The organism is Nonomuraea sp. NPDC047529 (genome assembly GCF_040642995.1).
Lineage (GTDB): Bacteria > Actinomycetota > Actinomycetes > Streptosporangiales > Streptosporangiaceae > Nonomuraea.
Genome location: NZ_JBEYTJ010000007.1, coordinates 75,106 through 98,062 on the forward strand (window position 1 = coordinate 75,106; position 22,957 = coordinate 98,062).

The 22,957-nt window shown below is 71.2% G+C and carries 26 protein-coding genes; 15 read left to right on the forward strand and 11 right to left on the reverse strand.

Annotation, left to right across the window (positions count from 1 at the left end):
* Nucleotides 1-5 precede the first annotated feature (5 nt).
* From ABZ815_RS13500 to ABZ815_RS13520, 5 genes are read left to right on the forward strand one after another with little or no spacing between them, the layout of a single operon-like run.
* Complete coding sequence (locus ABZ815_RS13500) at nt 6-1,490, forward strand: sugar ABC transporter ATP-binding protein (protein WP_357697371.1); 1,485 nt, start codon at nt 6-8, stop codon at nt 1,488-1,490.
* Nucleotides 1,490-2,497, forward strand: a complete 1,008-nt coding sequence (locus ABZ815_RS13505) for an ABC transporter permease (protein ID WP_357697373.1) — start codon at nt 1,490-1,492, stop codon at nt 2,495-2,497. Before ABZ815_RS13500 ends, ABZ815_RS13505 begins: the two co-directional genes overlap by 1 nt.
* Nucleotides 2,494-3,540, forward strand: a complete 1,047-nt coding sequence (locus ABZ815_RS13510; RefSeq protein ID WP_357697375.1) for a substrate-binding domain-containing protein — start codon at nt 2,494-2,496, stop codon at nt 3,538-3,540. The genes ABZ815_RS13505 and ABZ815_RS13510 overlap by 4 nt, the downstream gene beginning before the upstream one ends.
* An 11-nt stretch (nt 3,541-3,551) precedes the next feature.
* Entirely contained in the window at nt 3,552-4,703 is a 1,152-nt protein-coding gene (locus ABZ815_RS13515; protein WP_357697377.1) for a Gfo/Idh/MocA family oxidoreductase, read from the forward strand.
* A complete protein-coding gene (locus ABZ815_RS13520) occupies nt 4,700-5,707 on the forward strand; it encodes a sugar phosphate isomerase/epimerase family protein (protein ID WP_357697766.1) in 1,008 nt (335 codons plus the stop codon). Before ABZ815_RS13515 ends, ABZ815_RS13520 begins: the two co-directional genes overlap by 4 nt.
* Before the next feature lie 26 nt (nt 5,708-5,733).
* On the opposite strand, the gene ABZ815_RS13525 is transcribed toward ABZ815_RS13520, so the two are convergent.
* Nucleotides 5,734-6,261, reverse strand: coding sequence for a hypothetical protein (locus ABZ815_RS13525; protein WP_357697379.1), 528 nt, complete (start codon nt 6,259-6,261; stop codon nt 5,734-5,736).
* Nucleotides 6,262-6,513: 252 nt separating this feature from the next.
* Between ABZ815_RS13525 and ABZ815_RS13530 the strand changes: the two genes are divergently transcribed.
* Nucleotides 6,514-7,737 carry an FAD-dependent oxidoreductase gene (locus tag ABZ815_RS13530; protein ID WP_357697380.1) on the forward strand — a complete coding sequence of 408 codons (1,224 nt, stop codon included), beginning with the start codon at nt 6,514-6,516 and terminating at the stop codon, nt 7,735-7,737.
* 31 nt (nt 7,738-7,768) lie between these two features.
* On the opposite strand, the gene ABZ815_RS13535 is transcribed toward ABZ815_RS13530, so the two are convergent.
* Nucleotides 7,769-8,464: an SDR family oxidoreductase gene (locus tag ABZ815_RS13535; protein WP_357697382.1), complete on the reverse strand. Its 696-nt coding sequence runs from the start codon at nt 8,462-8,464 to the stop codon at nt 7,769-7,771.
* A gap of 101 nt (nt 8,465-8,565) precedes the next feature.
* Here ABZ815_RS13535 and ABZ815_RS13540 point away from each other — a divergent pair, with 101 nt between their 5' ends.
* Entirely contained in the window at nt 8,566-8,934 is a 369-nt protein-coding gene (locus ABZ815_RS13540) for a MerR family transcriptional regulator (RefSeq protein WP_357697768.1), read from the forward strand.
* A gap of 66 nt (nt 8,935-9,000) precedes the next feature.
* Here ABZ815_RS13540 and ABZ815_RS13545 read toward each other — a convergent pair whose 3' ends face one another.
* The 4 genes from ABZ815_RS13545 to ABZ815_RS13560 form a co-directional block, all read right to left on the reverse strand.
* Nucleotides 9,001-9,324: a hypothetical protein gene (locus ABZ815_RS13545; RefSeq protein ID WP_357697384.1), complete on the reverse strand. Its 324-nt coding sequence runs from the start codon at nt 9,322-9,324 to the stop codon at nt 9,001-9,003.
* 172 nt (nt 9,325-9,496) lie between these two features.
* Complete coding sequence (locus tag ABZ815_RS13550) at nt 9,497-10,585, reverse strand: Zn-dependent alcohol dehydrogenase (RefSeq protein WP_357697386.1); 1,089 nt, start codon at nt 10,583-10,585, stop codon at nt 9,497-9,499.
* Nucleotides 10,586-10,607: 22 nt separating this feature from the next.
* Entirely contained in the window at nt 10,608-10,799 is a 192-nt protein-coding gene (locus ABZ815_RS13555; RefSeq protein ID WP_357697388.1) for a ferredoxin, read from the reverse strand.
* Nucleotides 10,796-11,248, reverse strand: coding sequence for a pyridoxamine 5'-phosphate oxidase family protein (locus tag ABZ815_RS13560; RefSeq protein WP_357697390.1), 453 nt, complete (start codon nt 11,246-11,248; stop codon nt 10,796-10,798). Before ABZ815_RS13560 ends, ABZ815_RS13555 begins: the two co-directional genes overlap by 4 nt.
* Nucleotides 11,249-11,321: 73 nt before the next feature.
* Here ABZ815_RS13560 and ABZ815_RS13565 point away from each other — a divergent pair, with 73 nt between their 5' ends.
* The gene (locus tag ABZ815_RS13565; protein WP_357697392.1) at nt 11,322-11,963 is read left to right on the forward strand and encodes a class I SAM-dependent methyltransferase; all 642 of its coding nucleotides are present in this window, start codon (nt 11,322-11,324) and stop codon (nt 11,961-11,963) included.
* A 69-nt stretch (nt 11,964-12,032) separates the two neighbouring features.
* Here ABZ815_RS13565 and ABZ815_RS13570 read toward each other — a convergent pair whose 3' ends face one another.
* The 4 genes from ABZ815_RS13570 to ABZ815_RS13585 form a co-directional block, all read right to left on the reverse strand.
* The gene (locus tag ABZ815_RS13570; RefSeq protein ID WP_357697394.1) at nt 12,033-13,079 is read right to left on the reverse strand and encodes a DUF1702 family protein; all 1,047 of its coding nucleotides are present in this window, start codon (nt 13,077-13,079) and stop codon (nt 12,033-12,035) included.
* 75 nt (nt 13,080-13,154) lie between these two features.
* Entirely contained in the window at nt 13,155-14,210 is a 1,056-nt protein-coding gene (locus ABZ815_RS13575) for a prenyltransferase (RefSeq protein ID WP_357697396.1), read from the reverse strand.
* A complete protein-coding gene (locus ABZ815_RS13580; RefSeq protein WP_357697398.1) occupies nt 14,207-14,917 on the reverse strand; it encodes a methyltransferase domain-containing protein in 711 nt (236 codons plus the stop codon). Before ABZ815_RS13580 ends, ABZ815_RS13575 begins: the two co-directional genes overlap by 4 nt.
* 46 nt (nt 14,918-14,963) lie before the next feature.
* Nucleotides 14,964-16,235: a glycosyltransferase family 4 protein gene (locus ABZ815_RS13585; protein ID WP_357697400.1), complete on the reverse strand. Its 1,272-nt coding sequence runs from the start codon at nt 16,233-16,235 to the stop codon at nt 14,964-14,966.
* 265 nt (nt 16,236-16,500) lie between these two features.
* Between ABZ815_RS13585 and ABZ815_RS13590 the strand changes: the two genes are divergently transcribed.
* From ABZ815_RS13590 to ABZ815_RS13600, 3 genes are all read left to right on the forward strand, one after another.
* The gene (locus ABZ815_RS13590; RefSeq protein WP_357697402.1) at nt 16,501-17,529 is read left to right on the forward strand and encodes a GDP-mannose 4,6-dehydratase; all 1,029 of its coding nucleotides are present in this window, start codon (nt 16,501-16,503) and stop codon (nt 17,527-17,529) included.
* Between the two features lie 262 nt (nt 17,530-17,791).
* Nucleotides 17,792-18,349: a helix-turn-helix domain-containing protein gene (locus tag ABZ815_RS13595; protein WP_357697404.1), complete on the forward strand. Its 558-nt coding sequence runs from the start codon at nt 17,792-17,794 to the stop codon at nt 18,347-18,349.
* A complete protein-coding gene (locus ABZ815_RS13600; RefSeq protein ID WP_357697406.1) occupies nt 18,342-19,181 on the forward strand; it encodes an SRPBCC family protein in 840 nt (279 codons plus the stop codon). Before ABZ815_RS13595 ends, ABZ815_RS13600 begins: the two co-directional genes overlap by 8 nt.
* A 5-nt stretch (nt 19,182-19,186) precedes the next feature.
* Here the strand turns inward: ABZ815_RS13600 and ABZ815_RS13605 are convergent, their stop codons facing one another.
* Nucleotides 19,187-19,660 (reverse strand): MarR family winged helix-turn-helix transcriptional regulator, encoded by a 474-nt coding sequence (locus ABZ815_RS13605; RefSeq protein ID WP_357697407.1) that lies wholly within the window; start codon nt 19,658-19,660, stop codon nt 19,187-19,189.
* 76 nt (nt 19,661-19,736) lie between these two features.
* Here ABZ815_RS13605 and ABZ815_RS13610 point away from each other — a divergent pair, with 76 nt between their 5' ends.
* The 4 genes from ABZ815_RS13610 (at nt 19,737) to ABZ815_RS13625 (ending at nt 22,945) form a co-directional block, all read left to right on the forward strand.
* Nucleotides 19,737-20,576, forward strand: a complete 840-nt coding sequence (locus ABZ815_RS13610; protein WP_357697409.1) for an LLM class flavin-dependent oxidoreductase — start codon at nt 19,737-19,739, stop codon at nt 20,574-20,576.
* Nucleotides 20,577-20,673: 97 nt separating this feature from the next.
* Nucleotides 20,674-21,246: an RNA polymerase sigma factor gene (locus ABZ815_RS13615; RefSeq protein ID WP_357697411.1), complete on the forward strand. Its 573-nt coding sequence runs from the start codon at nt 20,674-20,676 to the stop codon at nt 21,244-21,246.
* The gene (locus ABZ815_RS13620; RefSeq protein ID WP_357697413.1) at nt 21,239-22,087 is read left to right on the forward strand and encodes a CU044_5270 family protein; all 849 of its coding nucleotides are present in this window, start codon (nt 21,239-21,241) and stop codon (nt 22,085-22,087) included. Before ABZ815_RS13615 ends, ABZ815_RS13620 begins: the two co-directional genes overlap by 8 nt.
* A 279-nt stretch (nt 22,088-22,366) precedes the next feature.
* Nucleotides 22,367-22,945: a hypothetical protein gene (locus tag ABZ815_RS13625; RefSeq protein ID WP_357697415.1), complete on the forward strand. Its 579-nt coding sequence runs from the start codon at nt 22,367-22,369 to the stop codon at nt 22,943-22,945.
* The last annotated feature ends 12 nt before the right edge of the window (nt 22,946-22,957 follow it).

The window sequence follows — 22,957 nt, forward strand, 5'->3', positions numbered from 1 at the left end:
CCCCGATGCTGGTCATGAAGGGCATCGTCAAACAGTTCCCCGGCGTGCGCGCGCTCGACGGGGTCGACCTCGACGTACGGGCGGGCGAGGTGCACTGCCTGCTCGGCCAGAACGGCGCGGGCAAGTCCACCCTGATCAAGGTGCTGGCCGGCGCCCACCAGCCCGACGAGGGCACCATCGTCTTCAACGGCGAGCCGGTCCGGCCGAGCAGCCCGATCGACGCCATCCGGCTCGGCTTCGCCACCATCTACCAGGAACTCGACCTCGTCGACGGCCTCAGCGTCGCCGAGAACATCTTCCTCGGCCACGAGCACGCCCGCTTCGGCTTCGTCAACCGCCAGGCCGGCCGCCGGGCCGCCCGCCAGGTGCTGGAACGGCTCGGCCACGGCGAGATCCGCCCGTCCACCGAGGTCGGACGGCTCTCGCCGGCCGCCAAGCAGGTCGTCTCGATGGCCCGCGCCCTCTCCCACGACGCCCGCCTGATCATCATGGACGAGCCGTCGGCCGCCCTGGCCCACGACGAGGTCGCCAACCTGTTCCGCATCATCCGCGAGCTCACCGCCCAGGGCGTGGCCGTCGTCTACATCTCCCACCGGCTGGAGGAGATCCGCGAGATCGGCGACCGCGTCACCGTGCTCAAGGACGGGCGCACCGTCGCCGTCGGCCTGCCCGCCCGCGACACGCCCACCGCCCGGATCGTCTCCCTCATGACCGGCCGCAACGTCGAGTACGTCTTCCCGCCCCGCCCCACCCGGCCCCCCGGCGAGGAGGTGCTGCGCGTCGAGAACCTGACCGCGCCCGGCCTGTTCGCCGACGTCTCCTTCTCCGTCCGCGCCGGGGAGATCGTCGGGCTGGCCGGGCTCGTCGGCAGCGGACGCTCGGAGATCCTGGAGGCGGTCTACGGCGCCCGTCCGGCCTCCGGCCGCGTCACGCTCGCCGGCCGCCCGGCGAGCCGCCGCGTGACCGGCGCCGTCCGGCAGGGCATGGGCCTGGCCCCCGAGGAACGCAAGGCCCAGGCCCTGATGCTCGACCAGAGCGTCACCGCGAACATCACCCTCGGCACGCTGCCGGAGTTCTCCAGGTTCGGCTGGATCGACCGCCGGCGCGAGCGGGCCGAGGCCGCCCGCCTGGCCGAGCTCCTCGACATCCGCCCGCCCGACCCCGAACGCCCGATCAGGACCCTGTCGGGCGGCAACCAGCAGAAGGCCGTGCTCGCCCGCTGGCTGCTCGGCGGACGCAGGCTGCTGCTGCTCGACGAGCCCACCCGCGGCGTCGACGTCGGCGCCCGCGCCGAACTGTACGCCGTCATCCGCGACCTGGCCGACCAGGGCATCGGCGTGCTGCTGGTCTCCAGCGAGGTGCCCGAGGTGCTCGGCCTGGCCGACCGGGTGCTCGTGCTGCGCGAGGGCGCCGTCATCCACCAGGGCGAGGCGGCCGGCCTGGACGAGCACCGCGTACTCGATATGATCATGGATGGGAGGGCCGCGTGATGAGCGACCCCATTGAGGCGCCCGAACGACCCGCCGCCGGGGTCGCCCGGCCGAGACCGTCCCTGCTGAACGGGATCGCCGAGGTCCGCCATCTCGGCCTGCTGGGCGCGCTGGCGCTGCTCGTGGTCGTCGGCCTCGTCACCCGGTTCGACAACTTCGCCACCACCTCCAACCTGGTCAGCATCCTCGCCCTGGCCGCCACCATCGGCGTGATCACCGTCGGGGCCACCTTCGTGATCATCGGCGGTGGCATCGACCTGTCCGTCGGCGCGGTCATGGCCCTGGCCTCGGTGTGGGCGACCACACTGGCCACCCAGTCGTACGGGCCGGTGGTGATGGCCGTCTGCGCGATCCTCGTCGGCACCGGGGCCGGGCTGGTCAACGGGCTGCTGATCGCCTACGGGCGGATGGTGCCGTTCATCGCCACCCTCGCCATGCTCGTGGCCGCCCGCGGCCTGGCCCAGCGCATGTCCAACAGGAAGACGCAGCTCATCCAGGTCGAGGGCATCGTGCAGCTGTCCACCACGCGGCTGCTCGGCATCCCGCTGCTGGTCTACGTGTTCGCCCTGGTCGTGGTGCTGGGGTGGATCGTCCTGAACCGCACCACGTTCGGCCGCCGCACGTACGCGGTCGGCGGCAACCCCGAGGCGGCCAGGCTGGCCGGCATCGACGTACGCAGGCACACGATGCTCCTGTACGCCCTGTCCGGCTTCTGCTGCGGCGTCGCCGCGATCCTCATCATGGCCCGCACGACGACAGGCTCGTCCACCCACGGCGACCTGTACGAGCTCGACGCCATCGCCGCCGTCATCATCGGCGGCACCCTGCTCACCGGAGGCCGGGGGACGATCATCGGCTCGATCCTGGGCCTGCTGATCTTCACCCTCATCACGAACCTGTTCATCCTCAACGGGCTCAACACCAGCGACCAGCTGATCGCCAAGGGCCTGATCATCGTCGTCGCCGTCCTTCTCCAGCGGCGGAACCTGAAAGCGAGAGCAATATGAGTGAGAACGTCGCGCGCAGGGGATTCCTCGTCGGCGGGGCGGTGCTGTTAGCTGCGGGCTGCACCAGCAACGAGCCCGCGGCCGCACCCACCTCGGCGGCGCCCGCGCCCGCCCCCGCCGCGAGCGGCAACGACGAACCCGGTCAGAAGGTGACGATCGGCTTCTCCGCCCCGGCCGCCGACCACGGCTGGATCGCGGCCATCGCCAAGAACGCCGAGGCCGCGGCCAAGCAGTACGGCGACGTCGACTTCAAGCCCGTCGAGCCGACCAACGACATCAACCAGCAGATCTCGGCCGTCGAGTCGCTGATCGCGGCCAAGGTGAACGCCCTGGTCATCCTGCCGAACGACGGCCAGCAGCTCAACCAGGTCGCGCTGCAGGCGGCGCAGGCGGGCATCCCGGTCATCAACCTCGACCGGGTGTTCCCGGACAAGCTGGCCTACCGCACGTGGATCGGCGGCGACAACTACGGCATGGGCGTCGCGGCCGGGCACTACATCGGCAAGCAGCTCAAGGACAAGGGCGTCGCGAACCCGGTGATCGTCGAGATCCAGGGCATCGCCACGCTGCCGCTGACCCAGGACCGCAGCAAGGGCTTCGCCGACGCGCTGAAGACGTACGGGTTCAGCGTCACGGCCAAGCAGGACGCCAAGTTCACCGTCGAGACCGGCAACCAGGTGGCGACCTCGCTGCTGCAGGCGCACAAGAAGATCGACGCCCTGTGGAACCACGACGACGACCAGGGCATCGGCGTGCTGGCCGCCATCAAGGAGGCCAACCGCGACGAGTTCGTCATGGTCGGCGGCGCCGGCTCGCTGAACGCGATGAAGGAGATCCAGGCCGGCACCTCGGTGCTCAAGGCCACCGTCACCTACAGTCCCACGATGGCCTCCTCGGCCATCAGGCTCGCCAGGTTGATCGCGCAGGGCAAGGGCATGAGTGACCTCGTGGAGAACCAGGTCCCCCAGTCGATCACCCTCGCGTCGGAGACGATCACCAAGGAGAACGTCGACAAGTATCTGGCGCTCGGATTCGAATCCTGATCGGGGGTTGCATGTCAGACAAGACCACCATCGGCGTGGGCATGATCGGCTACGCGTTCATGGGCCGCGTCCACTCCCAGGCGTGGCGGAGCGTCGGCGCGTTCTTCGACCTGCCGCTCACGCCGCGCATGGCGGTGCTCGCGGGCCGGTCGAAGGAGCACACCGCGGCCGCGGCGGCCCGGCTCGGCTGGGCCGACGTCGAGACGGACTGGAGAGAGCTCGTACGGCGGGACGATGTGCAGATCGTCGACATCTGCACGCCGGGTGACTCGCACGCCGAGATCGCCGTCGCCGCGCTGCGCGCCGGCAAGCACGTGATCTGCGAGAAGCCGCTGGCCAACACCGTCGCCGAGGCCGAGGCCATGGTCGCGGCGGCGGCCGAGGCGCCGGGCAGGAGCATGGTGGCCTTCAACTACCGGCGGGTCCCCGCGGTCGCGCTGGCCCGCCGGTACGTCGAGGAGGGCAGGCTCGGCGAGATCCGGCACGTACGGGCCCAGTACCTCCAGGACTGGATCGTGGACCCGGAGTTCCCGCTGGTGTGGCGGTTGCAGAAGGACAAGGCGGGCGCGGGGGCGCTGGGCGACATCGGCTCGCACATCGTGGACGCCGCCGAGTTCGTCACCGGCCAGCACGTGGTGGGCGTGTCGGGGCTGACGGAGACGTTCGTCAAGGAACGTCCGCTGGCCGGGGAGTCGGCGGGGCTGGGCGGCTCGCGTACCGAGGAGCGGGGGGCGGTCACCGTCGACGACGCCGCGCTGTTCATCGGGCGGATGTCGGGCGGCGCGCTGGCCTCCTTCGAGGCCACCAGGTTCGCGACCGGGCGCAAGAACGCGATGCGCATCGAGATCAACGGGCAGCTCGGCAGCCTGGCGTTCGACTTCGAGTCCATGAACGAGCTGTGGTTCAGCGCGGGCGGGGGCGGGTTCGAGCGGATCCTGGTCACCGAGCCCGACCACCCCTACGTCGGCGCGTGGTGGCCGCCGGGGCACGGGCTCGGCTACGAGCACACCTTCACCCACGAGATCAAGGACTTCCTGGAGGCCGTCGCGGCCGGAACCGACCCTTCGCCGTCGTTCGCCGACGGGCTGCGGGTGCAGCGCGTGCTGGCGGCGGTGGAGGCGAGCGCGGCCGACGGCAGCCGGTACACCCCTGTGGAGGACTGATGAGACCAGTAACGCTGTTCACCGGGCAGTGGGCGGACCTGCCGTTCGAGGAGGTGTGCAGGCTGGCGGCCGAATGGGGCTACGACGGCCTGGAGATCGCCTGCTCGGGTGACCACTTCGACGTGGCGCAGGCCGTGGCGGACCCGTCGTACGTGGAGCACAAGCGCGCCCAGCTCGACAAGCACGGCCTGAAGGTGTGGACGATCTCCAACCATCTCGTCGGCCAGGCCGTCTGCGACCATCCGATCGACGAGCGGCACAAGGCGATCCTGCCCGCGCGCATCTGGGGCTCGGGCGACCCCGAGTCCGTACGGCGGGCAGCGGCCGAGGACATGAAGGACACGGCCAGGGCGGCGGCGGCGCTCGGCGTGGACACGGTGGTGGGGTTCACGGGGTCGTCGATCTGGCACACCGTGGCCATGTTCCCGCCGGTGCCGGCCTCGATGGTGGAGGCCGGGTACCAGGACTTCGCCGACCGCTGGAACCCGATCCTCGACGTGTTCGACGAGGTGGGGGTGCGGTTCGCGCACGAGATCCACCCGAGCGAGATCGCCTACGACTACTACACGACGCAGCGGACGCTGGAGGCGATCGGGCATCGGCCGGCGTTCGGGCTGAACTGGGACCCGTCGCACATGGTGTGGCAGGACCTGGACCCGGTGGCGTTCATCCTCGACTTCAAGGACCGGATCTACCACGTGGACTGCAAGGACACGCGGGTGCGGATCGGCGACGGGCGGAAGGGGCGGCTGTCGTCGCACCTGCCCTGGGCGGACATGCGCCGGGGCTGGGACTTCGTCTCCACCGGGCGCGGGGACGTGCCGTGGGAGGACTGTTTCCGGGCGCTCAACTCGATCGGGTACGACGGCCCGATCTCGATCGAGTGGGAGGACGCGGGCATGGACCGGCTGGACGGGGCCCGGGAGGCGTTGGGGTACATCAGGAGGCTCAACTCCATCACGCCGCCCGCCACGTCCTTCGACGCGGCCTTCTCCACCACGTAGGACGTCCGGCCCACCGGGGGACCGTGCTAGACGTCCGGGGTGGCGGTCTTCTTCGTGGCCGGGCTCCGCGCGGTCATCAACCCGATGATCATCGCCAGCCCGTAGACGAGGAACGGCCACCCGAACGGCCGGCGCGGTCCCCAGCCGTCGAAGGTGGTCGCCACCCCCACCAGGGTGACGGCCGCGGCCGAGAGCCACCCGAGCACCCGGCCCGCCGTACGGGTGCGCCGACGTGCCAGCAGGACCGCCAGCAGGGCCGCCATGACGACCCCCGGCCACGCCATGAGGACGTAGTCCCAGCTGTAGGGGTAGTCCCATCCGTAGGCGGGGTCGTCGTACGGCCTCGGACGGACCGCCTGGAGCAGTGTGCCGTTCAGGGGGCCGGCGGCGAGGTAGAGCGGGAAGGCCATGACGATCATGGCGAGGTCCCCGTACATCACGTCGCCCAGGTTCCCGTCCTGGGTCAGCCAGGTCAGCGTCAGCACCGCGGCCCCGTACGCGCACGGGACCAGCGCTGCCGACAGGCCATGGACCCTGGCGATGGCTGCGACCATCAGACGCCTTCCCCGACCACGTCGCCGCTCCGGCGGAGCTGGAGGGTCCCAAGATAGAGCGCCCGCCCGGCTGTGGACCGGCCAATGCGCAACCCTTGCCCGAACCCGGGTCCCGGCACACGCCGGGGCCGGCGGCGGGCTCAGCGCGCTCGGTGTGGGTAAGAGCTGAGGTGCGCCGCGATCATCGCGTCGATGCCCGGCCCCGTCCGGGCGCCGAGCCCGTCGTCCAGGACAGGAAGAGGAGATCCGACCATGCCCGAACCCGTGACCATCGTGATCGCCGGTGGCGGCCTCGCCGCCGCCAAGGCCGCGGAGGCCCTGCGTGAGGAGGGGTTCGACGGCCGGCTCGTGCTGGTCGGCAGCGAGACCCATCTGCCGTACGAGCGGCCGCCGCTGTCCAAGGACTACCTCCAGGGCGGCACCGAACGCGACAAGATCTTCGTCCACGACCGTTCCTGGTACGCCGAGCACGACGTCGAGCTGCGGCTGGGCGTCGAGGTCACCGCCATCGACCCCGGCGGCCACCAGGTCACGCTCACCGGCGGCGAGCGGCTCGGCTACGACAAGCTGCTGCTGGCCACCGGCTCCCGGCCGCGCCGTCCCGGCATCCCCGGGGCCGACCGGTCCGACGTGCTGTACCTGCGTACCGTCGACGACAGCGAACGCCTGCGCGCCACCCTGGCCCGCGCCGGTCGCGTCGCGATCCTCGGAGCCGGCTGGATCGGGCTGGAGGTGGCCGCCGCCGCGCGGGCCGCCGGGGCCGAGGTCACCGTGATCGAGACGGCGTCCGCGCCGCTGCTGCGCGTGCTGGGGCCGTACGTCGCCCAGGTGTTCACCGCGCTGCACCGCGAGCACGGCGTGAACTTCCTCTTCGACGCCCGCCCCGCCGAGATCACCGACTCGGGGGTCCTGCTCGAAGGCGGCGCCCACGTCGAGGCGGACGTCGTCGTGGCCGGCGTCGGGGCCGACCCGGACACCGCCCTCGCCCGGGCCGCCGGGCTGACCGTCGAGGACGGCGTCAAGGTCGGGGCCGACCTGCGCACCTCCGACCCCGACATCTTCGCGGCCGGCGACATCGCCAACGCCTACCACCCGCTGCTGGGCCACCACGTCCGGGTCGAGCACTGGGCGAACGCGCTCAACCAGCCCGCCACCGCCGCCCGCGCGATGCTCGGCCGGGAGGACGCCTACGACAAGCTGCCCTACTTCTTCACCGACCAGTACGACCTGGGCATGGAGTACGTCGGCCACATCCCGCCCGGCCACACCCCCGACGTCGTGGTGCGCGGCGACCTGGACGCCCGCGAGTTCATCGCGTTCTGGCTGGACGAGGAGGACAAGGTGCTGGCCGCGATGAACGTCAACGTCTGGGACGTCACCGACCACACCCAGGCCCTCATCCGCTCCCGCAAGCCCGTGGACCGGGCCGGGCTCGCCGACCCCGCCGTCCCCCTCGACACTCTCCTGCCGTCCTGAGCCGCCCTCGACGGTCGGCCCCGCCGCGCGCTCAGAGCGCGTAGAACAGGCCGGGGTCGGCCGCCAGGGACGCCTTGACGGTGCGGCTCCACTCGTCCACGACCACCTCCCACCGGCCGGCCTCGACGCCGTCGAGCGCGGCCCCGGCCACGTCCGCGGGGTCGAGGGTCGGGCCCTCGTAGCCGGCCATCATGTCGGTGTCGGCGGCGCCGAGGTGCACGCCGGTGACGAGGGTGCCCTGGGCGCGCAGTTCGAGGCGGACGCCGTTGGTCAGGCTCCACGCGGCCGCCTTGGCGGCGCTGTAGGCGTTCGCGCCGTCGTGGGAGAACCAGGACAGCGCGGACAACATGTTGAGGATGGCGCCGCCGCCGTTGCCGCCCAGGATCGGGGCGAACGCGCGGACCATGCCGAGCGTGCCGTAGAAGTGCGTGTCCATCTCCTGGCGGATCCTCGCCGGGTCGCCGTCGACGAGGTTCGTGAACGTGGCGATGCCCGCGTTGTTGACCAGCAGGGTGACGTCCTGGGCGGCCTCGGCGGCGGCCGACACGGAGGCCGGGTCGGTGATGTCCAGGCGCAGCACCTCGACGCCCGGGAGGGCGACGAGTTCGGGCCTGCGGGCGGCGGCGTACACCTTCTTCGCCCCCCGCTCCAGCAACTGGGTGACGAAGTGGCGGCCGATGCCGCGATTGGCGCCGGTCACGAGGGCGACGGATCCGGAGATGTCCATGACTGCCTCCTGGCAGGTCGGTGTCGGGTTCGGGGCTACGCTAAAACCTGACGTTGACGTGAGAGGCAAGTGTTGTGAGCAGGATCACGGCGGGAGCCGCCATGCGCATCGGCGAGCTCGCCACCAGGGCGGGCGTGAGCGTACGGGCCCTGCGCTACTACGAGGAGCAGGGCCTGCTCGTCTCCGAACGCAGCTCCGGCGGCCAGCGGCACTACCCCGAGAGCGCGGTGGAACGCGTCTGGCTGATCAGGCAGCTCTACGCGGCCGGCCTGGCGAGCCGGTCGATCGTGGACCTGATGCCGTGCGTGGAGAGCGGCCAGGTGACCCCGGAGCTGCTCGGCCGGCTCTCGGCCGAGCGGAGCCGCATCGAGGACCGCATCGGCGAGCTGGTCAAGGCGCGCGACAAGCTCGACTCGGTCATCACGCTGGCCGCCAAGGCCGCCCACGAGGGAAAACCCTGCCCCCGGTGACGCCTGACGGCCGGGGCGGCACGGTGGGGGCGGGGGCCGCTCCCGGGGCCGTGCCGCCGGGGGCGGTCAGCGGACGACGCGGCAGATCAGGGCGTCGGACGTGCCGCGCAGCGCGGACATCACCACGTCCGTCGTGAGGAACTTGCAGGCCAGGTAGGGGTCGCCGGAGCCCGCGTAGGCCCTGGTGCCGCCGGGGCCTTCGGTGTAGCAGCGCAGGCCGCCGGACTCGTAGAAGCCGATCCACGAGGCCGAGTTGACCTTGGCGTGACAGTAGTCGCCGATCGAGAGCGGCCCGAAGGGCACGTCCACGACGGCTGCCTGGGCGGGCGCCGCGACGGCGAGCAGGGCGGCGGAGGCGAGCGAGAGCAGGGCGAGGCCGCGACGAAGCATGGATACTCCTTGGGGGGTGTGGGCACTCAACCCGGAGTATCTATTAGGAAAGTTTCCTTAGCAATGGGCTGCGACAGCAAGGGGATGCGACCAGGGTCGCCGATCGCTCCGCGACCGCGAAGGCCGGAAACCGGGGGCCCGGTTTCCGGCCTCGGCGGGCTGGGGGGCGGTGTCAGTCCATGATGACGATCTGGCGCAGCACCTCGCCGCCCCGCAGGGCCGCGACGGCGTCGTTCAGGTCGCCGAGCCGGATGCGGGCGCTGATCAGCGATTCCAGGTCGAGCTGCCCCGCCTTGTGGAGCTTGGCGAAGTACGGGAAGTCGTGCCGCACGTCGGCCTCGCCGTACAGGCTGGACAGCAGTTTCTTGCCCTCGAACAGCAGGCTGAAGGCGGAGATGGAGACCATGTCGTCCACCGCGCCGGCGCCGACCACGACCACGTCGCCGCCCGCCCGCGTGATCTGCCAGGCGCTCTGGATGGTCGCCGCCTTGCCGACGACCTCGAAGCCGTAGTCGAAGCCGCTGCCGCCGGTCAGTTCGTTCAGGGCCTCGGGGACCTGCTCGGGCGTGATCGCGTGCGTCGCGCCGACCTTCTTGGCCAGGGCGTGCTTGGACTCCAGCGGGTCGATGGCGAGGATCGTCCTGGCGCCGGAGAGGCGGGCGCCCTGGATGACCGACAGGCCGACGCCGCCGCAGCCGATCACCGCGACCGTGGAGCCGGGACGCACCCTGGCGGTGTTGATCGCCGCGCCGACGCCGGTCGTGATGCCGCAGCCGATCAGGGCCGCCGCCTCCCACGACACGTCCTCGTCGATCTTGATCGCGCCCTGCCAGGGCACGATGACCTCCTCGGCCCAGGTGCCGCAGCCCGCCATGCCGAACGCCGTCGCGTTGTCGCCGCCGAAGCGGAAGTTGCCCTTGCTGAAGGACTCGATGACGTACTTCATGCACATGTACGGCTGCCCGCCCACGCACAGGTCGCAGGTCTGGCAGGCCGGGCGCCAGCTGATCACGACGTGGTCGCCCGGCGCGACCGACGTGACGTGCTCGCCCACCTCGACCACCTCGCCCGCGCCCTCGTGGCCCGGGACCAGCGGCACCGGCTGCGGAAGCACGCCGGACATGGCCGACAGGTCCGAGTGGCACACGCCTGTGGCTCTGATCCGTACGCGGACATCGGTCGGCCCGACGGGGGCCAGGGTGATGTCGTCGCGGATGTCCAGCTTGTCGTTGCCTACGGCGTGCAGGATCGCGGCGCGCATGGGGTTCCTCCTCCGGCTACGGCTAGTCCTCTAGCGACAGGGCGGCTTTCGGGCAGGACCTGACCGCGCTGCGGACGCGGTCCCGCATTTCGGGGGGTGGTTCGGGGAGCAGGATGTGGAGCTGGTCGTCGTCATCGACCTCGAACACCTCGGGCGCGAGGCCCATGCACACGGCGTTGGCCTCGCAGACCAGTTCATCGACCTTGACCTTCATGTGAGCCTCCTGTGATCCCATGAGACCACTTTGGTGCGCTCGACGACGTAGGCGATCCGTTTCCTCCCGGTCTGCTCGACGTACGGGCTCAGCAGGTCGTCCGGGACGCCCGGCGTCATCCTGCGGGCGATCGCCATGCCGATGCCGAGCACGCGGTCGCGGTCGTCCACCTGCTCGGCGACGCCGTACACCAGGACGCCCCGGAGCTCGTCGTAGTCGTCGCCCGCCTCGACCAGGCAGCTCACCCGCGGGTCGCGGGCCAGGTTGCGTGCCTTCTGCGCCTTGCCGTACGTCCAGAAGGCGATGCGGCCCTCGTCCAGCCCGTAGAACATGGTCACCAGATGCGGTGTCCCGTCGGGGTTGATGGTCGCGAGCTGGACCTTCCGCGAACCCTCCAGGAACGCCGTGACCTCGTCGTCGGACATCGCGATGCGAGCGCGCTGATTCACGTGCCAAGTAGAACAGGTTGCAAAGAAGCACGGCAAGAGGTCGCTGGAATGTTGTTCGGTTCGGCTAGGGTGCATGCCTATGACGATGCCGCCGGAGCTGCTCCTCGCAGCGGAGCACGCCAAGGGATTCATGCCGCCGAAGGAGGGTCTGGCCCTGTTCGAGGCGGCTTGCCGGTACGGCGGTCGCGGCCCGGTCTGCGAGATCGGCACCTACTGCGGCAAGTCGGCGATCTACCTCGGCGCGGCGGCCCGGCACGTCGGCTCGGTGGTCGTCACCGTCGACCATCACCGGGGCTCGGAAGAGATCCAGCCGGGCTGGGCCCACCACGACCCGACGCTGATGGACCCGCGCTTCGGGCGGATGGACTCGCTGCCCGTCTTCCGCGCCACGATCGCCGCCGCCGGGCTGGAGGACGAGGTGATCGCCGTCGTCGGGCGGTCCGACCGGGTGGCCGCGTTGTGGAACACGCCGCTCGGCATGCTCTTCATCGACGGCGGCCACTCCGAGGAGCCGGTCACCCGCGACTACGAGGGCTGGGCGCCGCACGTCATGGAGGGCGGCGCGCTGGTCTTCCACGACATCTACCCCGACCCGGCCGACGGCGGGCAGGCGCCGTACCGGGTCTACCTGCGGGCCCTCGCGTCGGGCGCCTTCCGCGAGGTGTCGGTGGAGGGCTCGCTGCGCGTCCTCGAACGCGTGGCCCCGGGCATCTAGCCGAGGGCTCGCCGCGCGTCCTCGAACGCGTCGGGCATGGCATCCGGGCAGAAGCGTTCCGGAACGCGTCTAGCCACGGTGGCGGCGGTTCCACGACCTGCGGGTGTGGGCCTGCCAGCGCTGGAAGTCCTCGTGCGTGTGGGCGTCGTGGCCGAGGGCGAGGAGGGCCTGGTCGGTCCACGCGGCGGCCTCGTCGGGCGCGACGGCGGCCAGGATCGGCACGGCCAGCCGCGCGTGGTCCGGCAGCGCCCCCGACCGCAGCCGCGCCGTGACCGCGAAGGCGCAGCCCTGTGCGAGGTGGGCGCGGAAGCCGTCGGCCCCGGCGTGCTCGGTCAGCCACCACAGCTCGTCGCTGTCGGCGCCGCCCGTGTACGTGGCCGCGAACCCCACGCCGCTCCACAGGTCGGCCCGCCGCGTCGCCGGGAAGCCCGCGATCCGCGCGCCGACGTCGTCCGGCGAGGCGCAGTCGTGGTACCACAGCAGCCGTCCGAGCCCCTGGTCGAAGACCGCGCAGTGGGCGCGGGTGAGCAGGTCGGGCATGCTCCTGCGGCCCACCATGCGGTCGGCGCGCGACAGGCTCCACTGGAAGCCGAAGCCGTCCACGGCCAGCCAGCGCATCAGCGGGTGCGCCCGCCGCGCGCCCCAGACCGGACGCAGCCGCAGCAGCGCGTAGCCGCGTCCGGCGCCGACGTACGCGGCGTGGCGGTGATGCTGGGCGGGGCCGGCCAGTAGCTCGTGAAGGCGCCGGCCCCGGGTCAGGGTGAGCAGGTCGAGCACGGTGCAGGCCGCCGCCGCGCCCTCGTAGCCGTAAGGCCGCTGCTCAGGTGATAGTTCTTCGATCTTCTCGACTTCCCGCGACATCACCGCGTTGAAGCCGAATACGTACGACTTTTCGGCATCCGCGAAGACTGTTCGGGGAGCCCCGGCGCGCGACCGGAACCTGCGCCGGCTCAGATCGGACTCCGAAGGATCCTTGGTCAGAAACCTCCGCAGCCCCCTCGCCGGGGACAGTGTCAGCTCGATCCTGACCTGGTCCAAGAACGCTGTTGTGCCCGTGTCGCCCACGCTTCCCCCGAAGACGCCTCCTACGGCCAGACACGAAGCTAGTAACCCCATTGCGCCGTTCACCGGCGGCGCACCGGATGTCCCCGGCAAAGAACCCGCAAAAGCCCTTGCGCCATCTGCGGCGGGTCAGCCGGGGGGCGCCGACCTGAAGGACTGCCGCTCCACGCACCCGCACGCCTCCGGATCGGACACCGACGTGCCCGCGATGTCGCGGAACAGCCCGGAACCGGGGGAGAGGCGCTGCAACGCGTCCGCGGCGAGGACGGCCGCGGCCGCGGTGTAGCCGGAACGCTCGTGCGGGAAGTGCTTGCGGTTGACGAACTGCCAGCCGGTCCAGTAGGAGCCGTCCTCGTGCCGCAGGTGCTGCACGTCGGCGAAGAGCGCGGCGGCCCGCGTACGGTCGCCCATGGCGTCCAGGGCCAGCACCAGCTCGCACGTCTCGGCCCCGGTCACCCACGGCTGGTCGGACACGCACCGGATGCCGAGCCCCGGCACCACGAACGTGGACCACTCACGTTCCAGCAGCTCGAACGCCTGCCGGCCGCGTACGGCGCCGCCGAGCACCGGGTAGTACCAGTCCATCGAGAACCGGCTCTTGTCGGCGAACGCCTCCGGGTGCGCCGACAGCACGTGGGCGAGCCGGTCGGCGGCCAGCTCCCAGTGCGGCTGCGGGTCGCCCAGGTGGTCGGCGAGCAGCACGCCGCAGCGCAGGCCCTGGTGGATCGAGGCGCACCCGGTCAGCAGCGCGTACGCCGCGGGCCGGCCGTGGGCGTCCCGCTCCCAGACGATCTCGCCGCGCTCGGTCTGCAGGCCCACCACGTAGTCGAGGGCGGCCTTGACCATGGGCCAGTACCGCTCGGCGTGCTCACGGTCGCCGGTGACGAGATGGTGGTGCCAGGCGCCGGCGGCCACGTAGGCGGCGTGGTTGGACTCGCCGCCCGCCTCGGCCGCCACGCCGTCGAGCAGCTTCATCGGCCAGGAGCCGTCGGGGCGCTGGTGGCGGGCCAGCCACTCCCAGCCGCGCCGCACCGGCTCGGCCAGCCCGGCCACGCACATGCCCATCAGGCACTCGACGTGGTTCCACGCGTCCACGTGCCCCTCGGGCCAGGGCACGCCGCCGTCGTCCTGCTGGATGGCCGCGATGCTGAGGGCCGTGCGGACGACCTCCTCGCGGGAGATCATGGCTTCTTGACGTAGAGGACCACGCTCTTGCCGATGAGCGGGTTGAGCAGCGCCTCGGCGATCCTGGTGGCGGCCGGGCGCTTCATGATGTCCCACACCAGCAGCTCGTGGTACGCCTTGGCGACCGGGTGGTCGTCGTTGTTGACGCCCACCGCGCACTTGATCCACCAGTAGGGCGCGTGCAGGCCGTGGGCGTGGTGGTGCGGGCCGATCTCGAAGCCGACGGACTTGAGCTTGGCCGACAGCTCGGCCAGCGTGTAGATCCGCACGTGGCCGCCCGGCGCGGTGTGGTAGTCCTCGTCCAGGGCCCAGCAGATGCGCTCGGGCAGGAAGCTCGGCACGGTGATCGCCGCGGTGCCGCCCGGCTTGAGCACGCGGAAGATCTCCCGCATGGCCGCCATGTCGTCGGGGATGTGCTCCAGCACCTCGGCCGCGATGACCCGGTCGAAGCCGCCGTCCTCGAACGGCATGTCCAGCGCCGTGCCCTGGACGGTCTCGCCGGTCGCGCCCAGCGGCACCTCGCCCGCCTTGTCCATCGCCACGAACATGGCCGCCACGTTGTCCAGCTCGGACTGGTCCATGTCGAAGGCGACGACGTCGGCGCCCTGGCGCAGCACCTCGAAGGCGTGCCTGCCGCCGCCGCAGCCCAGGTCGAGCACACGCACGCCGGGGCCCACGGGGAGCCGGTCGAAGTCCACGGTCAGCACTTTGTCGCTTCTCCTTGATCAGCTCTTGGGGCTTTTCGTACGGGGGTCAGCGGCGGCTCTTGTGCGCCGCCATCGCCTCGCGGTACGCCTCGACCGTCCGCTTGGCGACGACGTGCCAGGTGTAGCGCTCCATGACGCGGTCGTAGCCGGCCTTGCCCACCCGCTCGCGCTCCTCGGGGGAGTCGTGCAGGCGGCGCAGCACCGCGGCCAGCTCCTCGGCGTCACCCGGCGGCACCTGGACGGCCGCGTCGCCCACGACCTCGGGCAGCGCGCCCGTACGGCTGGCCACCAGCGGCGTGCCGCAGGCCATGTGCTCGACGGCGGGCAGCGAGAAGCCCTCGTACAGCGAAGGGACCACCGAGATCTCCGAGGTGGCGATCAGCTCGCCCAGCTCGTCGTCGGAGATGCCGTGCACGAAACGCACCCGGTCCTGCAACGAGAGCTCCTGGACGAGCCGCTCGGTCGGGCCGCCGGGGGTGGGCCTGCTGACGACGGTCAGGTTCACGTCGCGCTCGGTGGCCAGCTTGGCGACCGCGCGCAGCAGCGTGGCCACGCCCTTCATCGGCGAGTCCGCGCTGGCGACCGCGACGATCGAGCCCTTGCGGCGCGGCTTGTCCGGGCGCGGGTGGAAGTAGCGGGTGTCCACGCCGAGCGGGATCAGCCGCATGTTGGCCTGCGGGACGTTGAAGTCCCGGTGGATGTCGGCCAGCGACGACTCGCTGACGGTGAGGATCGGGCTGAGCCTGGGGGCGACGCGGGACTGCATCTTCACGAACCCGTACCAGCGGCGCATGGTGAGCTTCTTGTAGCCGGTGGCGGCCTCCAGCTCGATCCGCCGGTCGACGCTGATCGGGTGGTGGATCGTGCCGACCACGGGGAACAGCTTCTGGATGCCGAGCAGGCCGTAGCCGAGGGTCTGGTTGTCCTGGACGACGTCGAAGTCGCCCACCCGCTTCTTCAGCTCGCGGTAGGCGCGCAGGGTGAAGGTCAGCGGCTCGGGGAAGCCGGCCGTCCACATGGTGCCGACCTCCAGGAGGTCGATCCAGTCGCGGTACTCGGCCAGCTTCGGGGTCCTGAACGGGTCCTCGTCCCGGTAGAGGTCGAGGCTGGACACCTTGCGCAGGACGACGCCCTCGTCCAGCTCGGGGTAGGGCGGTCCGGAGAACACCTCGACGTGGTGACCGAGCGCGACCAGTTCACGGCTCAGGTGCCGGAGGTAGACGCCCTGCCCGCCGCAGGTGGGCTTGCTGCGATAGGACAGCAGCGCGATCCGCAGCGCCTCGCTCACGGACACCCCTTTCTCCGCCGGTAGGCCCATGTTTTCTGCGGTAAGGCCCCAAGAGGCGGGCGTGTACCGTGAAAGATGACCTTAGTCCGAGAAGGCTACCATTCGGTAGGTCACCTGGAATTGTTCACAACAGTCTCCACAGGCCGTGCGAACTGCGACATTAAGGTAACCGAGCGTGGTTCGGTGAAACATGTTCTAGGTGGCTTGGTGCTGCGTCCAGGCGCTTAGCTGTACATTCCCGTCCCAAAGGGACGCGGTGCGGGCCACCGTACCTACGTGATAGTTGGAGGACCCCTTGGCCAGGCGCGCTCTGATCACCGGCATCACCGGCCAGGACGGTTCCTACTTGGCCGAGCACCTGCTCGACCAGGGGTACGAGGTGTGGGGGCTGGCCCGCGGACAGGCGAACCCGCGCGTCTCGCGCATGCGCAAGCTGCTCGCCGACGTCCAGGTGGTACGGGGTGACCTGCTGGACCAGGGGTCGCTGATCTCCGCGGTGGAACGCGTTCAACCCGACGAGGTGTACAACCTGGGGGCGATCTCGTTCGTGCCCATGTCGTGGGAGCAGGCCGAGCTGACCGCCGAGGTGACCGGGATGGGCGTCCTGCGGATGCTTGAGGCCATCCGGGTGTGTTCGGGCGTGTCGAGAGGTGGGGGATCGTCACCGTCGGGGCAGATCCGCTTCTACCAGGCTTCGTCGTCGGAGATGTTCGGGCAGGTCACCGAGACGCCGCAGACCGAGCGCACCGCCTTCCACCCGCGCTCGCCGTACGGGGTGGCCAAGGCGTACGGGCACTTCCTCACGCAGAACTACCGCGAGTCGTACGGGATGTTCGCGGTGTCGGGCATCCTGTTCAACCACGAGTCGCCGCGGCGCGGCGCGGAGTTCGTGACCAGGAAGGTCACGCTCGGGGTGGCCCGGATCAAGCTCGGGCTGGCCACGGAGCTGCGGCTGGGCAACCTGGAGGCGCGCCGCGACTGGGGCTACGCCGGCGACTACGTCAAGGCGATGCACCTGATGTTGCAGGCCGCCAGCCCCGAGGACTACGTGATCGGCACCGGGCGGATGAAGTCGGTGCGCGAGCTGGTGGAGGCCGCCTTCACGGCCGCCGGGCTGGACTGGGAGCGGCACGTGGTGGTCGACCAGGCGCTGCACCGGCCGGCGGAGGTGGACCTGCTGTGCGCCGACCCGAAGAAGGCGCGGGCGCAGCTGGGGTGGGAGCCGAGCGTGTCGTTCGACGAGCTGGTCGCCATGATGGTCGAGAGCGACCTCCGCCTCCTCTCCGCCGGCGGCGACCCCGACCAGGACAGCTCCTGGCCGTAGACCGGACTGCCTCCGGTCGTTGTTTCCCGGGGCCTGTGCGGTTGTGGCCGCCTGTTCCGGTGCGGGTTCTGCTGTTTCTTCACGGCTTCGCGTGGTCGGGCCATCCGCCGTACTGCGGCTGAGGGCCCTCCAGGGGCACGGCCGCTGACCCTTCACCCGTGACCCGCCGTCACGCGGCGCTCTGTGGGCCCTCTGAGTCCTCACGGCGATCCCGCAGATCCCATTGACAAAGAGGATTTTTACGTAAAAGATTGGTTTTGCGATGAGAGATGTCCTGTATCTGGAACAGATCGAGCAGGCCGAGGCGCTGCTCAAGCCGCAGCGGGTCGAAGTGCTGAGGCAACTGGCCGAGCCGCGCACGTGCTCGGAGGTCGCCGAACGCCTCGGGCAGACGCCGCAGCGGGTCTACTACCACGTCAAGCGGCTGGTCGAGGCGGGCCTCGTGGACCTGGTGTCCGAGCGCAAGGTGCGCGGCATCCACGAGGGCATCTACCAGGCCGGCGCCCGCTCGTACTGGCTGTCACCGCGGCTGGTCGGGCGGATCGGGCTGCGCAAGGCACGCGACGAGCTGAGCCTGGGCTACCTGCTCGACCTCATGGAGGAGGTCCAGGCCGACATCGCCGCGCTCGACCGGGACGCGCCCGAGCTGCCGTCCATCGGCCTGTCCGGAGAGATCCACGTACGTCCGGAGAGCCGCCAGCAGTTCCTGAACGACCTGCAGGGCATGCTGCAGGAGCTTTTCACTCGTTACGGCGGCGCTGAGGGTGACGCCTTCAAGCTCGCCGTGGCCTGTTACCCCAAGGGAGAAGAGCATGAGTGAGCCGATGATCGCGAAGGTCCGCGTCCACGCGCCGGTCAAGGAGGTGTGGCACGCGCTGACCGACTCGGCCGCGGCGCGCGTCTGGCTGGCCGAGCACGCCGAGGTGGACCTGCCGGACCGGTTCGAGTTCTGGGGGCGTACGACGCCGGAGGGCGACGCGCCGCACCAGCGGGTGCTGTCGGCCGACGACCGCAGTGTGCAGTTCGCCTGGCTGCTGGACGGGGTCGAGACGACCGCCGGCATCACGGTCGAGGAGGACGGCGAGTCGGCGACGATCGTCTCGGTGTCGCAGTCGCACTACGACTTCCAGGACGTCGTCACCGGCGCGAGCATCCGCGGCGTGCTGCAGACGTACTGGTACCAGGTCCTGGCCAGCCTGGCCGAGCACGTCGAGGGCCGGCCGCTCACGCCGCGCGTCGACTTCACCGCGCGCGAGCTGCGCGCCGAGGTCACCATCGACGCGGCGCCCGCCCAGGTCTTCGAGTCGCTGATCGACTCGGAGACGGTCACCAAGTGGTTCGGGTTCCCGATCGAGATCGAGCCGTACGTCGGGGGCCGGTTCGCCATGGGCGGGTTCGCGAACGACCCGTCGCCGGCCAAGGTGCTGGAGCTGGAGCCGGAGCGCCGGTTCTCCGTCGACTGGGGCGGCCCGGGGGTGAGCTCGTGGGAGCTCGCCGGGTCCGCCGGCCGGACGCGGCTGACGCTCGTGCAGAGCGGCTTCGACGCCGAGCGCCCGCCGTACGCGGCCTGGGGCGGGATGTTGTCCGGGGTGGCGGAGCTGCGGCGCTTCCACGAGGTGCCGGACTGGCGTCCGATGTGGGTCGAGGCCTGAGCGGTTCAGCCGGGTTTGTCGTGAGCGGCGTCCGGCAGGTGGTCGAGGACGGTCTCGGCGATCGTCGCGAGCACCTCGATCTGCTCCGGCGAGAGCAGGTCGATGAAGTGCCTGCGGACGGACGCCACATGGGCGGGCGCCGCCTCCTGGATGGCCCGCAGCCCTCCCTCGGTCAGCACGACCACGGCGCCGCGCCCGTCCCCCTCGAAGCCCTCGCGCGTGACGAGCCCGCGCTGCTCCATCCGCGAGATGTGCCGCGAGAGGCGGCTCTTCGACCAGAGCATCCGGTCGGCCAGCCTGGTGAGACGCCACCGGTGGTCGGGCGCGGAGGTCAGCGCGGACAGGACGTCGTAGTCGGGGGCCGACAGCCCTGAGTCGCGCGCGAGGTCGCGGCTGACCTGGGCGTCCAGCAGCAGGCGCATCCTGCGGTAGCCGATCCAGGCTCGGAACTCGGCGTCGTCCAGCCAGTTGGGCTCCATGTCCCCGGAGTTTAGTTGACGTGTAACCGACCTCAGATCTAGGTTTACATGTAAACCAATCTGGAGGAGGCACGTCGTGTTCGGACTGGGCATATCGACCTCGGCGGGGCCGGGGGCCGATCCTGTGGGGGACGCTCGCGCGGCCGAGGAGCTGGGCTTCGACTTCGTCTCGGCCTCGGACCATCCCTGCGGGAGCGAGCCGACGTACGAGCTGTGGACGATGCTGACCTGGGTGGCCGCCGCCACCTCGCGGATCAGGGTGGCGACGCGGGTGCTGGGGGTGCCGTACCGGCCGCCGGCGATGGTCGCCAAGATGGCCGAGACGCTGCACCGGCTCTCCGGCGGCCGGCTGATCCTCGGGCTCGGGGGCGGCTACTCCGACGAGGAGTTCCGCGCGTTCGGGCTGGGCGTGCCCACACCCCGCGAGAAGGTGGACGGCATGGTGGAGGCCATCCACGTCATCCGCGGCCTCTGGTCCGAATCGCACTTCACGTACGAAGGCTCTCGCTACCACACCGATCGGGCCACCATCGAGCCCAAGCCCCTCAGCCCCATCCCGATCTGGCTGGGCACGTACGGACCGCGCGCCCTCGACGCCACCGGACGGCTGGCCGACGGCTGGATCCCCTCCCTGGGGTTCGCGCCGCCGGAACGGGCGGCACCCATGAGGGAGCGCGTCCTGTCGGCCGGTCGCCCGGTCGAGTGCGTGTACAACGTCGCCTTCCGCATCGGCGCCGCCGCCGAGGGGGACGGGATGGTCGCGGGCTCGGCGTCGGAGGTGACCGGCCGCCTGGCGGAGTTCGTGGCCATGGGGTTCACGTCGATGAACTTCACGCCGGTCGGCCCCGACCCGCGCGCCCAGGCGGAGCGCCTGGCCGGGGAGGTGCTGCCCGCCCTCCGCGCGCTGACTTCCTGACCGGCGGCGGGACGCGCGGAAGACGATCCGGGCCTGCGGCGAAGGATGGGTGACAGTCCACCACTTCGTGAAGGCGCCTGATGACGGAGACGACAACGTGATCGCCGAAGCGGGCGAACAGCTGACCGACGCCGAGCTGGTCGCCCGGTACCGGCGGGACCCCGAGCTGTTCACCATCGTGCACGATCGCCACTACCGCGACATCTACCTGTACGTCGCCGGCCGGCTGGACACGCAGATCGCCGAGGACATCACGGCCGAGACGTTCTTGCTGGCCTTCGATCAGCGCGACCGGTTCGACCCGGAACGCGGGGGTTTGCGGCCCTGGTTGTTCGGCCTGGCCACCAACCTGATCGCCAGGCACCGGCGCAAGGAGGTCCGCCACTACCGGGCGCTGGCCCGGCTGGGCACGGAACCCGCCGTGGAAGGCCATGAGAACCGGGTCGTGGCCTCCGTCGCTGCCCAGCGCATGCAGCCCCACCTGGCCAGGGCGATCGCCGCGCTGTCCGGGGGCGAGCGCGACGTCCTGCTGCTCGTGGCCCTGGGCCAGCTCAGCTACGACGAGGTGGCCCAGGCGCTCGGCATCGCCGCCGGCACGGTCGGCTCCCGGCTCAGCCGGGCGCGCGCGAAGATCCACGCCCTCGTCGACAAGGAGACCGCTCATGGATGACCTGAACGAGCTCGCCACCCTGCTGGCCAAGCCCGAACCGGCCACCGAGGCGATCGCGCGCAGCAGGGGCCGCCTCCAGGACAGGATGCGCGGCCGTACGGCGCGGCGGCGGACCGGGTGGCTCGTGCCGTCGCTCGCCCTGGCCGCCGCCGCCGCTGTCGTCACGGTGCTCGCCACGGGCGTGATCGCGCCTGCCGGCACACCGGCCTCGGGCAAGGACGTCCTGCTCATGGCCGCCGCCAGCGCCGAGCGTACGCCCGAGGGCGCCGGCCGGTACTGGCACGTCACCCGCGAGTACCGGGACGCCGACATCCCCTCACGGGAGAGCTGGACGACGCGGGACGGGCGTCGCTGGTCCAGGGGCCGGCCGGACGCCCCCGCGGGTGTCGTCGTGCCCGACCCGAACCCGCTCAGGCTCAAGGGGGCCGAGGTGAGCATCGAGGAGCTCGAAGGGCTGCCGACGGAGCCGGCCGCCCTGATCGCCCGGATCGCCGCCCTTCCCGGGCTCGCCCGCGCCATGACCTCCTCCGAGCAGCGTGGTGACCCGCTGTTCTCACTGGTCGCGCTGATCTCGGAGCTGCCGGCGCCGCCGGAGGTCCGGTCCGCGGCGTTCCGGGCACTCGCCGCTACACCCGGGGTCGAGAACGCGGGCGAGGTGGAGGACGGGCAGGAGCTGCGGTTCCCCAACCCCGACGGCGGCCCCGAGATCAGGACGGTCGTCGACCCTGCGAGCGCCCGGGTGATCCGGACCAACTACCTCTACGGCGGCGACGGGGGAGTGGCGTGGGGCCCGAGCTTCGTCTGGGTCACCGCAGGCTGGACCGATCAGCCTCCGCGCTGACGTGGGGTGGGCGCCGGTTGGGCGGGCGGGCTTCGGGAGGGCGCGGAGTTCGCTGGTTTTCCACAGAACGTGGCTCGGCTCTGCGGGGGCCTGGGGAAGGCCGTCACCCTGGGCCCGTGAACGGCTCACTCTCGTTGCTCGGCCGCGCCGAGCGCATCACCCGGTCCTGCCGGCAGGCCGTCGCCTGCCGGCAGACGGCCGCACATGTCTGGGGCCTGAGCGTGCCCTCCGTCCAGGAGGCCGACTGGCCGGTGGAGGTGATCGCCCCCGCTCACCACCATGGCGCGCACGGCCCTCGACTGCGCCCGGTCGCTGCCGCGTCCGGAGGCCGTGGCGGCGCTCGACCAGTTCGCCCGGCTGGGGGTCGACATGGAGGCCCTGTGGCGTCGTCCGCTCAACTCCTGGCGGCTGCGCGACACGCTGAGCCTGGCCGACGCGGGTGCCGCCTCGCCCCGGGAGAGCTGGCTGCGGGTCATCCTCGTCGACGGCGGCCTCCCACGGCCCACGACGCAGCTCGCCGTGGACCTGGGCGGCGGCAGGCGGGCCTACCTCGACCTGGGGTGGGAGCCGTACAAGGTGGGGGTCGAGTACGACGGCCGGGAGCACCACACCTCGCCCGAGGACCGGCGGCGCGACGACGACCGCCGCGCCGAGCTGCGGAGGCTCGGCTGGCGCGTGATCGCCGTACGCCGCGACGTCATCCCCGGCCAGATCGCCGGCCTTCTCCGCCACGTCGCCGACGCGCTGATCCAGCAAGGCTGGCAACCGGGCCCGGAGGGCACTGTCCACGTCCTTCGCCAGATCCGCGCGGCCCGCCGCAGGACCCACCGCCATCCCCGGCACCGGCGCTTCTCGTGAGGGCGTTCCCGG

Excerpts from the sequence above, each read along its gene's own strand:
- ABZ815_RS13500 (WP_357697371.1), top strand. The coding sequence starts at position 6 with ATGCTGGTCATGAAGGGCATCGTCAAACAGTTCCCCGGCGTGCGCGCG.
- ABZ815_RS13530 (WP_357697380.1), top strand. The coding sequence starts at position 6,514 with ATGCCCGAACCCGTGACCATCGTGATCGCCGGTGGCGGCCTCGCCGCC.
- ABZ815_RS13525 (WP_357697379.1), bottom strand. The coding sequence starts at position 6,261 with ATGGTCGCAGCCATCGCCAGGGTCCATGGCCTGTCGGCAGCGCTGGTC.
- ABZ815_RS13585 (WP_357697400.1), bottom strand. The coding sequence starts at position 16,235 with ATGGGCCTACCGGCGGAGAAAGGGGTGTCCGTGAGCGAGGCGCTGCGG.
- ABZ815_RS13595 (WP_357697404.1), top strand. The coding sequence starts at position 17,792 with ATGAGAGATGTCCTGTATCTGGAACAGATCGAGCAGGCCGAGGCGCTG.
- ABZ815_RS13540 (WP_357697768.1), top strand. The coding sequence starts at position 8,566 with ATGCGCATCGGCGAGCTCGCCACCAGGGCGGGCGTGAGCGTACGGGCC.
- ABZ815_RS13570 (WP_357697394.1), bottom strand. The coding sequence starts at position 13,079 with ATGGGGTTACTAGCTTCGTGTCTGGCCGTAGGAGGCGTCTTCGGGGGA.
- ABZ815_RS13510 (WP_357697375.1), top strand. The coding sequence starts at position 2,494 with ATGAGTGAGAACGTCGCGCGCAGGGGATTCCTCGTCGGCGGGGCGGTG.
- ABZ815_RS13545 (WP_357697384.1), bottom strand. The coding sequence starts at position 9,324 with ATGCTTCGTCGCGGCCTCGCCCTGCTCTCGCTCGCCTCCGCCGCCCTG.
- ABZ815_RS13555 (WP_357697388.1), bottom strand. The coding sequence starts at position 10,799 with ATGAAGGTCAAGGTCGATGAACTGGTCTGCGAGGCCAACGCCGTGTGC.
- ABZ815_RS13515 (WP_357697377.1), top strand. The coding sequence starts at position 3,552 with ATGTCAGACAAGACCACCATCGGCGTGGGCATGATCGGCTACGCGTTC.
- ABZ815_RS13625 (WP_357697415.1), top strand. The coding sequence starts at position 22,367 with ATGGCGCGCACGGCCCTCGACTGCGCCCGGTCGCTGCCGCGTCCGGAG.
- ABZ815_RS13550 (WP_357697386.1), bottom strand. The coding sequence starts at position 10,585 with ATGCGCGCCGCGATCCTGCACGCCGTAGGCAACGACAAGCTGGACATC.
- ABZ815_RS13575 (WP_357697396.1), bottom strand. The coding sequence starts at position 14,210 with ATGATCTCCCGCGAGGAGGTCGTCCGCACGGCCCTCAGCATCGCGGCC.
- ABZ815_RS13600 (WP_357697406.1), top strand. The coding sequence starts at position 18,342 with ATGAGTGAGCCGATGATCGCGAAGGTCCGCGTCCACGCGCCGGTCAAG.
- ABZ815_RS13620 (WP_357697413.1), top strand. The coding sequence starts at position 21,239 with ATGGATGACCTGAACGAGCTCGCCACCCTGCTGGCCAAGCCCGAACCG.
- ABZ815_RS13505 (WP_357697373.1), top strand. The coding sequence starts at position 1,490 with ATGAGCGACCCCATTGAGGCGCCCGAACGACCCGCCGCCGGGGTCGCC.
- ABZ815_RS13605 (WP_357697407.1), bottom strand. The coding sequence starts at position 19,660 with ATGGAGCCCAACTGGCTGGACGACGCCGAGTTCCGAGCCTGGATCGGC.
- ABZ815_RS13535 (WP_357697382.1), bottom strand. The coding sequence starts at position 8,464 with ATGGACATCTCCGGATCCGTCGCCCTCGTGACCGGCGCCAATCGCGGC.
- ABZ815_RS13565 (WP_357697392.1), top strand. The coding sequence starts at position 11,322 with ATGCCTATGACGATGCCGCCGGAGCTGCTCCTCGCAGCGGAGCACGCC.